General features: G+C 40.1%; 17 protein-coding genes. 7 read left to right on the top strand and 10 right to left on the bottom strand.

Translation table 11 applies throughout. The features are described from left to right. The first annotated feature begins 106 nt into the window (after nt 1-106). The 3 genes from sepS to ribB all read left to right on the top strand — a co-directional run bounded on the left by sepS (nt 107) and on the right by ribB (nt 3,394). Complete coding sequence (sepS, locus tag MCBB_RS00245; protein WP_071905725.1) at nt 107-1,705, top strand: O-phosphoserine--tRNA ligase; 1,599 nt, start codon at nt 107-109, stop codon at nt 1,703-1,705. Nucleotides 1,706-2,130: 425 nt separating this feature from the next. After that, nucleotides 2,131-2,508, top strand: coding sequence for a DUF120 domain-containing protein (locus MCBB_RS00240; protein ID WP_071905724.1), 378 nt, complete (start codon nt 2,131-2,133; stop codon nt 2,506-2,508). 190 nt (nt 2,509-2,698) lie between these two features. Further along, the gene (gene ribB, locus MCBB_RS00235; protein WP_071905723.1) at nt 2,699-3,394 is read left to right on the top strand and encodes a 3,4-dihydroxy-2-butanone-4-phosphate synthase; all 696 of its coding nucleotides are present in this window, start codon (nt 2,699-2,701) and stop codon (nt 3,392-3,394) included. A gap of 114 nt (nt 3,395-3,508) precedes the next feature. Here ribB and MCBB_RS00230 read toward each other — a convergent pair whose 3' ends face one another. The 6 genes from MCBB_RS00230 to MCBB_RS12220 all read right to left on the bottom strand — a co-directional run bounded on the left by MCBB_RS00230 (nt 3,509) and on the right by MCBB_RS12220 (nt 8,811). Next, entirely contained in the window at nt 3,509-4,999 is a 1,491-nt protein-coding gene (locus MCBB_RS00230) for a nucleotide-binding protein (protein ID WP_071905722.1), read from the bottom strand. A gap of 322 nt (nt 5,000-5,321) precedes the next feature. Beyond that, complete coding sequence (gene gatA / locus MCBB_RS00225; protein WP_071905721.1) at nt 5,322-6,710, bottom strand: Asp-tRNA(Asn)/Glu-tRNA(Gln) amidotransferase subunit GatA; 1,389 nt, start codon at nt 6,708-6,710, stop codon at nt 5,322-5,324. A gap of 210 nt (nt 6,711-6,920) precedes the next feature. Beyond that, entirely contained in the window at nt 6,921-7,421 is a 501-nt protein-coding gene (locus tag MCBB_RS00220; protein WP_071905720.1) for a hypothetical protein, read from the bottom strand. A gap of 156 nt (nt 7,422-7,577) precedes the next feature. Then, nucleotides 7,578-7,718 carry a hypothetical protein gene (locus MCBB_RS12005; protein WP_171899050.1) on the bottom strand — a complete coding sequence of 47 codons (141 nt, stop codon included), beginning with the start codon at nt 7,716-7,718 and terminating at the stop codon, nt 7,578-7,580. A gap of 88 nt (nt 7,719-7,806) precedes the next feature. Beyond that, entirely contained in the window at nt 7,807-8,289 is a 483-nt protein-coding gene (locus MCBB_RS00215) for a hypothetical protein (RefSeq protein ID WP_071905719.1), read from the bottom strand. Between the two features lie 150 nt (nt 8,290-8,439). Further along, entirely contained in the window at nt 8,440-8,811 is a 372-nt protein-coding gene (locus MCBB_RS12220; RefSeq protein WP_231916441.1) for a DUF4013 domain-containing protein, read from the bottom strand. On the opposite strand from MCBB_RS12220, the gene MCBB_RS12215 reads away from it, so the two are divergent. Then, complete coding sequence (locus tag MCBB_RS12215; protein WP_231916448.1) at nt 8,753-9,004, top strand: hypothetical protein; 252 nt, start codon at nt 8,753-8,755, stop codon at nt 9,002-9,004. The genes MCBB_RS12220 and MCBB_RS12215 overlap by 59 nt on opposite strands. A gap of 90 nt (nt 9,005-9,094) precedes the next feature. Here MCBB_RS12215 and MCBB_RS00205 read toward each other — a convergent pair whose 3' ends face one another. The 3 genes from MCBB_RS00205 to MCBB_RS00195 all read right to left on the bottom strand — a co-directional run bounded on the left by MCBB_RS00205 (nt 9,095) and on the right by MCBB_RS00195 (nt 11,549). Further along, nucleotides 9,095-9,913, bottom strand: a complete 819-nt coding sequence (locus MCBB_RS00205) for a DUF4013 domain-containing protein (RefSeq protein ID WP_071905717.1) — start codon at nt 9,911-9,913, stop codon at nt 9,095-9,097. 174 nt (nt 9,914-10,087) lie between these two features. Further along, nucleotides 10,088-10,852 carry a heparan-alpha-glucosaminide N-acetyltransferase gene (locus tag MCBB_RS00200; protein ID WP_071905716.1) on the bottom strand — a complete coding sequence of 255 codons (765 nt, stop codon included), beginning with the start codon at nt 10,850-10,852 and terminating at the stop codon, nt 10,088-10,090. A gap of 61 nt (nt 10,853-10,913) precedes the next feature. Then, nucleotides 10,914-11,549, bottom strand: a complete 636-nt coding sequence (locus tag MCBB_RS00195; protein ID WP_071905715.1) for a VTT domain-containing protein — start codon at nt 11,547-11,549, stop codon at nt 10,914-10,916. Nucleotides 11,550-11,766: 217 nt separating this feature from the next. Between MCBB_RS00195 and ala the strand changes: the two genes are divergently transcribed. The 3 genes from ala (at nt 11,767) to MCBB_RS00185 (ending at nt 13,830) form a co-directional block, all read left to right on the top strand. Further along, nucleotides 11,767-12,759: an alanine dehydrogenase gene (gene ala, locus MCBB_RS00190; protein WP_071905714.1), complete on the top strand. Its 993-nt coding sequence runs from the start codon at nt 11,767-11,769 to the stop codon at nt 12,757-12,759. 52 nt (nt 12,760-12,811) lie between these two features. Continuing rightward, nucleotides 12,812-12,988, top strand: a complete 177-nt coding sequence (locus tag MCBB_RS12000; protein WP_171899048.1) for a hypothetical protein — start codon at nt 12,812-12,814, stop codon at nt 12,986-12,988. Nucleotides 12,989-13,197: 209 nt separating this feature from the next. Further along, entirely contained in the window at nt 13,198-13,830 is a 633-nt protein-coding gene (locus tag MCBB_RS00185; RefSeq protein WP_071905713.1) for a LysE family transporter, read from the top strand. Nucleotides 13,831-13,916: 86 nt separating this feature from the next. Here MCBB_RS00185 and MCBB_RS00180 read toward each other — a convergent pair whose 3' ends face one another. Continuing rightward, a complete protein-coding gene (locus tag MCBB_RS00180; RefSeq protein ID WP_071905712.1) occupies nt 13,917-14,444 on the bottom strand; it encodes a hypothetical protein in 528 nt (175 codons plus the stop codon). Nucleotides 14,445-14,605 lie beyond the last annotated feature (161 nt).

Here is a 14,605-nt window from a genome sequence, read left to right as displayed (position 1 = left end):
TATCCAACCAGTTATAAAATAAATATAAAAAGGATCATAACAAAAAAATAGTTGTATAACGATTAAAACTATTATCAACGCATATCACAATTAACGGGGGCATAATTTGAAAAAAAATGAGATAGTAAGACTTGCAAAGAGAGATTTTGAGAAGGCATGGGTTGAAACTGCTAAAACTCTCAAAAAACCCCATCATGACCGTGAATATCCTCGGCTGCACTTCAAAACAGGTCAGAGCCACATGCTCTACGACACCATAGCCGAGCTCAGGCAGGCCTACATGAAGCTTGGATTCGATGAAACAGTGAACCCTGTTTTTATAGACGAAGAACAGATCTACAAACAGTTCGGACCCGAGGCACCAGCAGTTCTTGACCGTTGTTTTTACCTTGCAGGACTTCCAAGACCGGACATAGGTATTGGTATGGATAAGATTGAACGGATTGAGGGGCTTGGAGTTGAAATGACAGAGGATAAGGTTCAAGGACTTCAGGATGTTTTCAGAGGGTACAAGAAGGGAGATACCAGCGGTGACGACCTTGTACTTGAGGTTTCAGCTGCCCTTGATGTTGCAAACAACCTGGGACTCAGGGTTCTTGAAAGGGTCTTCCCGGAGCTCAAGGAACTGACACCGGTTGCAAACCAGACCACTCTACGCTCCCACATGACCTCAGGATGGTTCATGACCCTCAGTTCAGCGTACAATAAAACCAAACTCCCGTTGAAGCTCTTCTCCATTGACAGGTGTTTCAGAAGGGAGCAGCGTGAGGATGCAAGTCACCTCATGACCTACCATTCAGCTTCATGTGTCTGGATGGATGATGAGGTCTCCCTTGACGTGGGTATGGCTGTTTCTGAGAGTCTTCTAGAGCACTTCGGATTTGAGAAGTTCCGTTTCCAGCCGGATGACAAAAAATCCAAGTACTACATACCCGGAACCCAGACTGAGGTTTACGGTTACCATCCCAAGCTCAGGGAGTGGGTTGAGGTTGCAACCTTTGGAATGTACTCACCCATAGCCCTTGCCAAGTACGGAATAGACAAGGACGTTATGAACCTGGGAGTTGGAGCCGAGAGGATAGCTATGATACTCCACAACCAGCCAGATGTTCGTGAAATGGTTTACCCCCAGACCTACGGAAGCTGGAAGTTCACGGACAGGGAACTTGCAACCATGCTCAGGATAAACTACTACCCAGCAACCAGCCATGGCAGGGTATTGATGGACAGCATCCTTGAAACCTGGATAAAACACGGTGATGCAGACTCTCCATGTGAATTCACAGCTTTCAAGGGTGAATTCCTGGGCAAAGATATAGAGGTTGTGGCTGTGGAACCTGAATCAGGCACGAAGTTACTTGGACCTGCATCCATGAACTCCATCTACATCCACAACGGCAACATCATGGGTGTTCCTGAAGGTGGAGACGTTAAGGATGAAGCTGCACTCAAGGCTGTGGAAAATGGTGTTAAAACAAACATCAGATACGTGGATGGACTTGCAGCCAATGCAGCCTACAAGATCGAGGAGATGGTTGTGAGTGGGGCTGAAGAAGTCAGCCTGAGAACCACCATATCCAGATCGATCTCGGACATAAATTTAAGGCTTGATGAGGTTGCACTTAACTATATAACAAGTGAAAATAAGGTTATAGATGTCAGGGGACCTACATTTTCAACTTTAAACTGCAGAATCACCGAATGATACTTATCCAGTTTTATTCGATGCCAAAAAGCCTGAAATAAATATTTTCAATTTTTTTAAGAATTATTAATGGACATACTTTAAATTTCAAAGAATTCTGTATTGATCCCTTAATAAAAGTAGAATCAACAGTACATATCAAATTTATAATAATTATGAACCTTCTTTGGCTTTTAAAGTCTTTTAGATGCATGTATCAAAATCCTGCAAAAAGGTTAAACTTAGTAAATACATAACCCCAATTACTTCTTCAAATGTTACATTATGAGAACAGAAAAATCATTGCTGAATACTTAAAAGGCTTTTTAAAGGTGTATAATCGATTGTTTTAAAATTAATTGCATGTCTTAAGTATTTCAGGAAATATTGAAAATTTTTGAATTTACTGTACATCAAGATAATCTAAACGTTTAAAAGTGATTTAAATGGAGATTAAAGGAATTATAGTTTCAGGAATGGGAAAAGGAACATATTTCATGTCACAGGATATTTACAGGGAACAGTTCAAGGAAAAACTGGATTTTAAACCCTTCGTAGGTACCCTCAATATCGGGATAGCTGTGAACAACATCAAGCTCATCAATTGTATACCCAATGAAAAATTCGTTATGATCAGTGGGAAGGACAAATTTGGTGATGTTAAAGCATTGAAAGCCACTTTGAATAATGAAGTTGAAGGGGCACTTGTTTTTCCTGTAAAAACAAAGCATCCTCAGGATGTACTTGAATTCATAGCCGAGACAAACCTCAGAAAGACTTTGAAGCTTGAAGATGGTGATGTTGTTACCCTGAACATTGAATAGGATAAAAATTAGCCTATCCAACAAAGTTATAAGCATGGATCATAGAACTAGAACTGAAGTAAAAATTATGGATTGAAGTGATTTTTGAACCAAGATTAAAATGAATTAAAGGGATTTAAACACACTGGATGTTTAATCCATTTAATTGATTCTGTTAAGTTTTACATTTAAACTAAGAAGTTGTGATTTAATGATAAACAAAGCACTTGAAGCATTGAAAAACGGAGAAATCGTTTTAATATTTGACAACGACAACAGGGAAAGGGAAACAGATATGATAGTTGCAGCGGAGTTCATGACCCCTGAGCACATGACCCAGATGAGGAACGATGCAGGGGGTCTTTTCTGTGTCCCTGTATCTGCTGAGAACATGGAAAAACTTGGGGTTCCATTCATGACAGACATAATGGAAGAGGCAAGTGATAAGTACCCTGTTCTTACCGAGCTCTCACCAAACGACATCCCATACGATGAAAAATCTGCATTCTCCATAACCATCAACCACAGGAAGACCTTCACAGGCATAACAGACAACGACAGGGCTATGACCATCAAGGAACTGGCACTCCTCTGCAAGGAAGGAAAACAGGCCGAATTCGGTAAGTACTTCCGGGCTCCTGGTCACGTCACCATGCTGAAGGCTGCAGATAAACACGTTCTTGAGAGGAAGGGTCACACAGAGATGAGCATAGCCCTAACAGAGATGTGCGGTTTAACCCAGGTTGCTGTGTGCTGTGAAATGATGGACGATGAAACAGGCGGTTCCCTGCCAACGGATAAGGCAAAGGCATACGCTGAAGAACACAGCCTGGTTTTCATGAGTGGTGATGATGTTATAACCGCTTACAAAGAGTTTGCAGCTAAAAACGAGCGAAAAATTAACTGAATTGTTACCTCTTTACTCTTAATTTTTTATTCTTAATTCTTTTTCAACGATGGGTTTTTCAATAATTCTTTTTCAATAATCAGATCGTTCTTCAACTCAGCAAAAAAAGTTATTTCATTTAAAAACCTTCAAGATATCCTCAAAGGAATTATAACCCTTAAATTCTATTTCTTCAGCCATTCGGATTATCATGTCAACGTCCAGGTTTTCCTCAACCGTTTTCATTGCGTTGAGGCAGAAATCCTCAAGTTTCAGTTCAACCTCAGGGGTGTTGCCCCTCTCAGCGAGTTTGACCTTTGGAATAGATTCAACGAAGTCCAGTCCCGTCCTGTTTTTTATGAATGAGGTTGCAGCGTCTGCTATGCCATCATCGTAAACCTTGTTCAGAATGACTCCCCTGGTCTTCAGGCCGAGTTTGCCCATGATCTCGGTGTGGCCCACAAGATCAACTGCAGCAGTTTCAATTCCACCTTTGTTGCATCCGGACACAAGTATGACGGGAATATCAGCAGATTTTGCTATCTCAGCCCCTGAAAATGGGGTTTTTTCATTGAGCAGCCCTGTGAATATGCTCATAACACCTTCTATGAGAATAAAATCGTAGCTTTGGGATTTTACATCCTGCAATATTTCCTTCAGATCCTTCCATCCCAGTTCCCCTATTTTTATGGATGAGTAAGGCTGCATTTTCTCCTTGTTGAGGTAGAGTGCAGGTACTATGTCCCGGGTGTCAGGGCCAACCTTCAGGACGCAGACCCTGTAGCCACGTTTCTTGAGAACCCCTGCAAGACCAGTCGTGAGGAAAGTTTTACCTGAATCTGAGCCTGTGCTTGCGATCATGACTGCCCTTGGAGATTTGGAGTGACCGGTTCTGTAATCAGCATGAATCCCTGTGTTCACACCTATTTCCTTTCTTATTTCACTTAAAAGAGTTTTATTGGCATCATGGATCTCTTTAACATCCTCTTCAGTTGCATCTATGAATTTAAGGATGTTTTGAGTAAGTTTAGGGTTTTCATCCAGGGCACCGTGGACCATGGTCCCAACAACGTTTCCATCATCATTTTTAACCCCTGAAATTATTCTACAAGGGTTGTCCCGGTAGTTCATCCTTTTAAGTGTGGATTCAATTATGGAGGGTGCATCTCCCCTTATCTCACCGTAGGTGTGGCAGTGAAACCCTGTTATCTTCTCACCAATCAGTCCTTCTGTTAAGAACGAATTTCCAGTGATCTCTGCTTCAACCCTATCTGTACCGATCATTGGGTGGAATGTAACATCAAGAAGTCCCAGTCCCTCCTTTTCAACCGGACAGGGCGATTTTCTGCCTATGTCCGTTTTGTTTGCTAGTACCTGGAATCCTGAGCACATTCCAAATATGAACTTACCATCCCTGTCGAGGAGGCGTACCTCCCTTTCAAGATCCTTTGTGAGGCTCTGGGACTCAACTATACTGCCTCCGGGGATTATAAGGCCGTTAAGTTCCCTGTGAGCAGGTAAACCGTTCACCAGCCCATTTTCCTTCAAGAGGTGGGTTGGAAGGTGTCCGAAGTCTTCAAATCCAGGTACAGCACCCTTTACATATAAAAATCCGATTTTTTTCATGTTTACCAGTTCCAGATTTACCTTTTAAAGTTTCCAATTTACCTTTAAATGTATATCCCTCAGGAAGATTTCATTGCATATCCTCCTAGAACATTTCATTGGGATATTGGAAGCAATTGAATAAAAATTTTTTTAAAATGAATTGTTCTTTTAGTGAATATTTTTTAAATAAAACAATTGAAACAAGAAAAATAATCGAAAAAAATAATTAAAATTGATTTTTAATTTATTAATTAGTATTAATTAATTTTAATGAAATTTAGACGATTCAAAATAAAAGAATTTAAAATAAAAAATTAAAGGACGTTCCCCCGCTTCAGTCTTACTGGATGGCTTCAAGTGCAGCCATGAACTCCATGATCTTGGCATCATCCAATGGTTTTGCCTGGAACTGCAGCCCCACAGGTACTCCGTTCACGTCTCCTGCAGGCATGCTTGCAGCTGGTATTCCTGCAAGGTTTGCAATTACTGTCAGGACGTCGTAAGCGTACATTTCCATTGTTTCAAGGGATGTTCCTGTTTTATGAGGTAGTTTTGGAACCGTTGGTCCGCATATGGCATCAACATCCTTGAGGAGTTTGTTCATCTCCTTCCTTATGAGAGACCTTGCCTGGAGGGCTTTTTTGTAGTACTTGCCGCTGAACTCCTGCTGGCTTATGTACGCACCCATGTTGATCCTTCTAAGGACCTCTTCACCGCAGACTTCCTCGATCCTCTCACCGTACTTACGGCCATCGTACTTCCTTGTTGCTGAGAAGAACTCAACGTAGTTTATGAGGTAGTAGGTAGGTAGGCACATATCTATGTGATCGAAGCTTAATTCAACAACTTCTGCCCCTGCATCCTCCATTTTATTGATGCTCTCTTCGATTATATTAACGATCTTCTCATCTGACACGTCCTGGAACTGCTTGACCACCCCCAGTTTAACACCTTTGAATGAACTTTCTGGATCAGCCCCTGCCTTCGCTGCAAGGGATGTGAAATCTGGAACCTCCCATGCAAGGGATGTGCACTCGGTTGGGTCGTTTCCTGCTATAACATCCAGCATCATGGCCGTGCCTGCAGCATCCTTTGAGAAGGGTCCGATCTGGTCGAAGCTCATTGCAAGGTCAAGGAGGCCCTGCCTTGAAACTGCTCCATAGGTTGGTTTGAATCCAAAAACTCCACAGTGGGATGCAGGGTTTCTTATGGAACCGCCTGTGTCTGATCCTATGCTCAGGTCGCACATATCCGCTGCAACTGCTGCTGCACTTCCACCACTGGAACCACCAGGGATTCTGCCCGGGGCTGCAGGGTTGTCTGTTGCTCCAAATGCGGAGGTTTCTGTGGAACTTCCAGCTGCAAACTCGTCCATGTTGGTCATTCCAATGATGATACCATCTTCTGCCTTTATCCTCTTTATGACAGTTGCGTCGTAACTTCCAAGGTAGTTTTCAAGGGTCCTGGAAGCTGCTGTGATGTGGAAGTCCTCAACGTTGATGTTGCTTTTAACCCCTACAACGAGTCCTGCAAGTTTCCCTGTTTTCTCACCACTTTGGATCTTCTTGTCAATGCCCTCTGCAAGAGCCCTTGCCTCATCAATTTTAACCTCTAAAAAAGCGTTTATTTTAGGGTTGTCCCTTTCTATTGTTTCATAAAACTTTTCAAGATTATCTAATGCCGTGATTTCATGATTTTTAATTGATACTGCCTTATCTGAAACTTTCATGGTCGCACCTGATTTTCCAACATGAGTCGGTGTTTTGGATTATTCCCATTAAAATGATGATTTACCTATAATTTTTATAGTAACTATTAGATTCAATTTGTTTTAATTCACTTTTATATTTAAGTTCACAGAGCTGATCTTATAATCTAAAATAGTATGATGAAAATTATAATGAAATTCATAGATAAATGAAAAAAGATGGTCGGTACCTTAAATCCTTTCAAAACCCATGTCCTTCAGTCCCTTCTCATAATCCTTTATCCATATCAGTTCCTTTAGTATGAGATCTCCAGGCCCCTTGGGATCCTTTTGTATCTGGAACCTCCTGTCATCTGGCAGTACCTTCAGAAGAAGCTCCCAGTCCCCCATATCATCATAAACGTCCTTTTTAACCCTGTAAACATTGTACTCAAAGGATACAAGGACGCGGTCCAGATCCTCACCCTCCTCAAGCAGGTTGATGTGCTGGTCCAGAACCTCGGGCATGGCCCTTGCAACATTTAACTGGGAGATGATGTAGACTTCACCTGCATCATCAGGATTAAGGGGTTTCAAATCATTTTTAGAGTTTTTTAAAGTTTTTACGCTGCCATTTTTAGATTTATGGAAGTTCTGAAGCTTTTCAAGGAGTTCAGCTTCACTGGCCTTGAGGGATTTTCTGTATTTCCTGAACTTTTTCAGGGTCTGGGTTCTTTCCTTTTCAGATTCCATTGGTTGGACTTCCAGTTTCAGTTATTTGTAACATAAACTATTTTATTTTGATTCTTTTAATTTTTATTTAAAAAGATAAAAAAGTATTTATGCAGCTCTTCCATTCAAATAGCTCATCTGAAGCAACAACTTTTCCTTGGTGAAGTTAACACGACCTCATATTCCACCAGAAGCAGATCCTGAAATGGAACCTCCTGTGGAAACATTTATTGGCATCATGATCATCACCAAAATTATGATTATTGCCAAGATTATTCCAATTCCCATTATCCCTATTGAAATTACTTTTTTATCCATGTTATCCCCCATAATTTAAATATAAGCCATATTCTCCTTAAAATAAAGGAAAAATCCAAATTTTAACAGTTAATTTTCTTCCAAGGGATTATACAGTTGTTCCATTCAGAAAAATGCAATCAGCTGAAGCAACAACTTCGCCCTTCTTTGGAGTTAGGATCACCGTGTACTGTGAAGTTTCATTAGCTTTAATTTTAGCAATTAAGCCTTCCTTTTCAGTGATTTCATTTCCGTTTACATCGTATCCCATTACAAGAATCTCAACGTTTATGTAATCACTGTCTGCGTAGCTTCTCATTAATCCAGTTACCTGATAAGAACCATTTTTTAAATCAGTTACAACAGGAGTTGTATTTTCATCTGGAGTTATTGGTATTGTTGTATTTTCGGATACAACGGTACCTCCATAAGATTCAGTAGTTATTGGTGCAAATGGTACCATCAAGACTACCAAGATCATTCCCAAGACCCCGATTACTCCAATTATACCCATTGAAATTATTTTTTTATCCCACTTATCCCTATCCACATGTGCATTGTAAAAAAGTCCTAAAGATCTGGCAAGGTACATGTAAAAGTACGTGGCTAAAATCACTGCGATCAACACAAGTCCCAATTTTAGGGTTATCAAATTACTAAGTAAAAAGGCCATTCCTATGTCTGTAACAAGTAGGATTAAAAATGGAATTCCAACGGTTATATACCATAATAGAAGGTTTTTTCATCCTATTTCCCTGATTTTACTGAAGAGTTCATGGAACCTGAAGGCCGATCGGAGTTTGCTGTCGTTGCGGGCCATGTTTGCCAGTGCCAGCAACGTTATTGGAACAATTAGGACCACATATAAAATTGCAACAAGAAGTAGAAAGTCTATACCAAATCCATACGTTGCTGAAGTTGATAATGTGCCTCCCAAATTCAGTATTAGGTTCCCAAAAATTTCCAGGAGGAATAATCCAAGAATTACAATGAGGAAAAATGGGATTATTAAATAAACAAGTCCCACTAATAAGACTTTGATACCATCCTTGAACATGCCTCCCCAAGCGTTAAATTTAGGGGGCTCTTCTCCAGAGGTCTTGGATGATTTTATGATTCTAAAGAGGTATCCTTTTGCCAGGAATCCAATTATAAATCCTGAAACTAATGAACCAAATGCTAATGTAAGATCATCTGTAAACAAAGAAATGATACTGAACATATTAGTAAAAACTAAGATGATTCCAAAAATCAAAAATTTCTTCCAATCAGAGAAGGGATACTTGAGAGAATCCTTCATTATATGAGTAATATTCATTTTCACGCCCCCACCAATTAAACACGACCAAATTATAACTTTCATTTCCAATGTACAGTTATAGAAATAATTTACGATTTTAGTCCGGCATGTAGAATAAAGCCACTCCCCGGGCATAATAGATGTATAAGTATGGGATTAAAGTCAGTAACAGCAAAATTGATACTAAAATAGAGTTCAAAAAGTCAAATAAGTAACTCATAATGTTTAATATGATATAAGGAATTAAAAATAGAATTCCTGTTGTCAGGTACCATTTTATAAGATTGGCCCAACCTATACATCCTATTTCATCAAGTATTTCATGTAATCTGAAGGCTGCACTGAATTCACCTTCATAAGCCATGTGTGCTACTGCCATTAAGAATATTGGAGTTATTATGAACACAACTAATAGAACCAACAGTGCCAGCTCCGTGAAGATGCCATAGGAAATTCCAAGGAAATTCATTATTGCTGGAAAAATTTCTGATGTTACCAGGTACAATGGATTTATTCCCCAAGTTCCCCAAATTGACGTGAAAAATGTTAAATCAAGTCCCATGAGAGATATTAGAAGGAGTAATATAATCACAGGAAGAACGATTAAATAGGCTACGAAAGTTGTGAACACTTTAAAACCATCATAAAACATTGAAATCCATTTATTAAACTTTGGAAGTTCATTATGACCATCCAGAGATGATTTTGCGATTCTAAATAGGTAACCATTTACTAAAAGTCCAATTAAGAATCCCACAACAACTAAAAAGGGTATTAAATCTTTGTTTGTTACACCTAACGATTGGAAAACGGACAATACATCACTGATCACTATGATAAGCCCCAATATCAGAATTTTCTTCCAATCAGAAAGAGGATACCTCAGAGAATCCTTTATTATAGCAGTAAGATCCATGGTTTTACAACTCCAGTCTTAAATCACTGATAAAGATTGTAAGTTTCAACTATCAAGTATTAATGTCATATTCCAATTTATAGAAGTAATATTTAATGATTTTGATTTAAATCAAATTTTTATAGAAGATAATGAATTAAAAATTATAAAAAGATAATCAAATGTATATAATATTTAAAATAAGCTTCCAACCTGCAAAACCCCCATAAAATAAAGAATAAATATCAAAATGGGTTGATGTACCAGATAAATCAGAAGAGAATGCCTGCCCAGCAAACCCATCACCCTGACAGGCCAGGTTCTTGAAAGATCCGGCATATGGAAGTTCCTTTTGTAGCCCCCGTAAAGAACTTCCCCAGCGAAGGTTCCAAAGAGAACCACTCCAAACCATGGGAGAAGCGGGAAGTAGTCAACTGTGTGAATGGTTGAGGGAACGAATCCCAGCCACATGAGCCCTGTGAAGTCGAAGTAGATCGTCTGGAGGTAGATTCCCGCTGCCAGACAGATAATTCCAACCACCAGATTGGTGTACCTGCGCTTCAGGAAGGGGTAGGAAAGGATGATCGCCACGCCTATGAAGTGCAGAACCCCAAATATAATGAAATCTGCCCTTATGAATATCCATGTCATCACTGTTATTCCAAGGCCCCATGCAAATATCTTAAGCCCCCGCTTCAGGTACTTCATGAAAAATTCCCCGTCACTGCTGTAGAAGTTCAACTTCTCTGCCCTTGAATGGCTGAGCTTCAGGGAAACGCCCACAAGGAATATGAATACGGCAGCAGTAATGCGTGCGAAGTACCAGAAAAAGCCCGAATTCACGTTTAAATCCAGCACGTTGAAGTAGCTGAGATCGAAGAGGAAATGGTAGGTTACCATCATAACGATGGCAATTCCCCTTACCGAATCCACCTCCCAGAACCTCTGGTTCAAATCCATGGTACCAACCACATGAACTCATATATCATAGATTTTCTTTTTCTAAGCCCTAAATTCAAAATCAGTTCTTATTCCTCAGTTTATAGATTATAAAGAGTATAAATCCTATAACTATTACTACAAGGACTCCTTCTTCAAGATAAGATATTTGCTGTGCTGCATCCTGGTAAAGGTTTCCGAACTGCCATCCTATAAATCCAAGAATTAAAGTGCGCACAATAGTTCCAAAGAAGGTTATTGAAAGATATCTTTTAATTTCGTATCTTATAACTCCGCAGAATGCATTTATAATAACGCTTGGAACTACTGGTAACGCCCTCAAGAGGAAGAGTATGAGCTCATCTGAACGGCTTTCCTCAAATCTCTTCTCAAGCCCCTCCACATTGCTCCAGGAAACTCCAAAGTATTTACCCCACCGTTCTATCACGGGTTTTCCTGCGTAGTAGGTTATGGAGTACAGGAAAAGCGACCCCAGGGTGACTCCCACTGCTGCAGGGATCACAACATTTAAAAAAAGTGTTCCAAAGGATCCTAATGAAATTGCAGAACCTTTCATTATGAGAAAACTGGATCCCATCACAACCAGGGTTGATGGTATGGGTGCAACGATCTCCTCGAGTATACTTCCAATGAGGATACCCCATGCACCGTACAGAGCCATTATCTGTTCAAGGGATACTACAAGGCCTTCAAACATATTAAACTATTTCACAGGAGTTACTATTTAATCTTTGTACATTATGATAAAAGCCCAAACTATAAATGGGATAGAAAGAGCCTGTTCATAGATTCCATGGATTGTACCACCACACCCATTAGTTCCTAAAAAGTGAATATCTGTTTACAAATAGCAATATTTAAGTAACAAACAAGCTTATTGAAGCATGCGTAAATTAGTATGAGAGGTGCATTCAATGTCTGAAACCATTCTGTTGAAACAAAGCGAAATAAAGGAACTCATAACCATGAAGGAAGTTATTGAATCTGTTGAAACAGCCTATGCAGAACACGCCCGCCACAGGGTTCAAATGCCTGCAAAGAAGTATCTCTTCTTCAAAGAGCAGAAGGGAGATCTCAGGATAATGCCATGCTTCATGAGGGGGATGAATGAAGCCGGCGTGAAATGTGTGAACGTGCACCCTGAAAACCCGGTTAAACATGGTTTACCAACTGTTATGGGAGTTATTGAACTTGTTGACCCTAAAACAGGATTTCCAGTTGCGGTGATGGATGGAACCTGGATAACCAACATGAGAACAGGGGCTGCAGCAGGAGTAGCAACCCGTTACATGGCACGGAAGGATTCAAAAACCCTGGGAATCATAGGGGCAGGTAACCAGGCCTACACCCAGCTCATGGCAATAAACGAGGTCATGGACATTGAATGTGTCAAGGTGTTCTGCAGAACATGTAAATCAAGAGAAGACTTTGCAAAAAGGGCATCAACGGCATTTGGAGTTGATGTTAAGGCCGTTACAAATGCAAGGGAAGCTGTTGAGGATATGGATGTTCTCGTAACCACAACCCCCTCCACGAGTCCAGTTGTGATGGAGGAATGGGTCTCCCCTGGAACCCATATAAACGCCATGGGTGCAGATGCCCCTGGAAAACAGGAACTGGAAAGCGGAATATTAACAAAATCTGGAGTCATAATAGACTGCTGGGAACAGGCCCGGCACAGTGGCGAGATAAACGTTCCAGTGGCTCAGGGTGTCCTAACAAGGCAGGACATAAGGGGCAAGATCGGTGACGTTGTTGTTGGTCGTATGAATGGAAGGGAATCTGATGAGGAGATCACTGTCTTCGATTCAACTGGACTTGCAGTTCAGGACGTTGTAACCGCATGGAAAGTTTATGAAATGGCCAAAAGAATGGAATTAGGAGAGAAAATCAACTTCCTTGAATGAACCTTGCATTAAATTTATTAAGGTGGAATAACAACCTATAAATGGTGATTTGATGTATCAAAAAAAGAATCATGGTAAAATATACAGTACAGATGTCCTGAACAAGATGGGCCATGTTTTTGAACGCTTCAGATTCCTGATCCGATCCAGATCCCTGAGTCAGAAGGATATGGAAACCATTGATTATCACCTCACTGAGATAATGAAGGTTCTCAATAACTGTAATTAGCTGGAAAACTTTTTACAAACTTAATTCAACATTTTTTAAATTTTAAATGGAATTTTTAAAGTATTTTATATAATAATCAGTGAAAGTAATCAATTATAAAATAAAAACCTGTAACGAAATAGAAACTGTTTTTGGATTTTCATAAACTTAATTAATCTTTTTGTTTGGGCTCTGAAACTGTTTAAATCTGAAAATTGATCGTGATTCATGTGATTGAAGTTATTCTCTTTGCAGCAACATCCTTCGCAGTTGGATTGTCCGGGGCCGTGGTTCCAGGACCCATGCTCACGGTTACAATATCAGACTCAATGAAAAAAGGATTTATAGCCGGGCCAATGGTGGTTTCGGGCCATATAATAGCTGAGATAATCTTGATAATCTTGATATTCGCAGGACTTGGCTGGTTGATAGGATCTCCAAGGGCGTCCTTCATAATAGGAACCCTTGGAGGTATCATGCTCATACTAATGGGTTACAATATCACAAGGTCCTCACAGCCAGTACCAGAAGTTTCAGAGGATGAAGAAGTCACCAGGTACGGACCCATGCTCAAGGGTTTCATGACCAGCGTTTCAAATCCCTACTTCTTCATATGGTGGGCAACGGTTGGCTGCGCATTCATGTACAAGGGCCTAGAACTTGCAGGTGCAGTTGGAGTTTTAGGATTCATATTAGGGCACTGGGCTTCAGATCTGGGATGGTTCAGCACGGTGTCATTCTTAACAAGTCGTGGATCTGGGATAATGAATGAAAAACACTACAAAAGAATAATGATCATATGTGGAGCTTTTCTAATAATTTTAGGGTGCTATTTCATCTTAAATGCCCAGAAAATAATTTAAAAAAAGTAAAGAGAATTGGAAGAACCTTCATCAGTCCATGTACTCTTCTAAACTCCCAGTCTCAGTTCATTTAATCATGTCCAGATTCATGCTGGTGCAGTTGCATCCAGCACTGAGGTCAGGTACACAGTTGCAGTGTAAGTATCCGGGGCTGTTCCGTATGGAACACTCATGTAAAGATCTAAGCTGATCTTTCCATCTCCATCAGCATGAGGGTTTTGATCTCCTGCTTTAACGTAACCATTGCTGAAATTTGTTTTTCCATTAGCACCAGGTACTGCGAACTTTAAATTTGAAAGTTCAAGTGAATTTGTTGTTTTTGTGCCTCTGAAGTCTCCACTAGCTCTGACCCAGAGCTGGGTATTGCTGTTGGAGCAGCTTTGAACATAAAGGTTGCCAATAGGTGTTTCCGTGTTATCAGGTGAAACATCCATTGCTTCCATCTGAGAATCCCCTGAAGTACCGTATCCCGTTGAAATCGCATTGGTTTTAGGCACCCGTATTGTTACCGTTTGTGTTGAAACTGGTGAACTCACTGCACAGGCTGGAAACACCCCTAAAATCAATATTAAACCCGTTAAAAGTGTTATCAGAATTTTTTTCAGGCTTATCATTTTCATCACAGCTTCCCATTTTTGTCACCCCTCATTCCATGTTATTACAATGATTGTCACAAACGCATAAAGTTTGGAAAGGATTTTTGTGAGCATTGTCACAAAAAATATTTTTCAAAAAGAGTTTAAATTAGTTTTAATTCAAAAATAAGATTTATTAT

Origin of the sequence: Methanobacterium congolense (assembly GCF_900095295.1) — an archaeon.
Lineage (GTDB): Archaea > Methanobacteriota > Methanobacteria > Methanobacteriales > Methanobacteriaceae > Methanobacterium_C > Methanobacterium_C congolense.
This window is presented reverse-complemented; position numbering and strand designations above follow the sequence as displayed.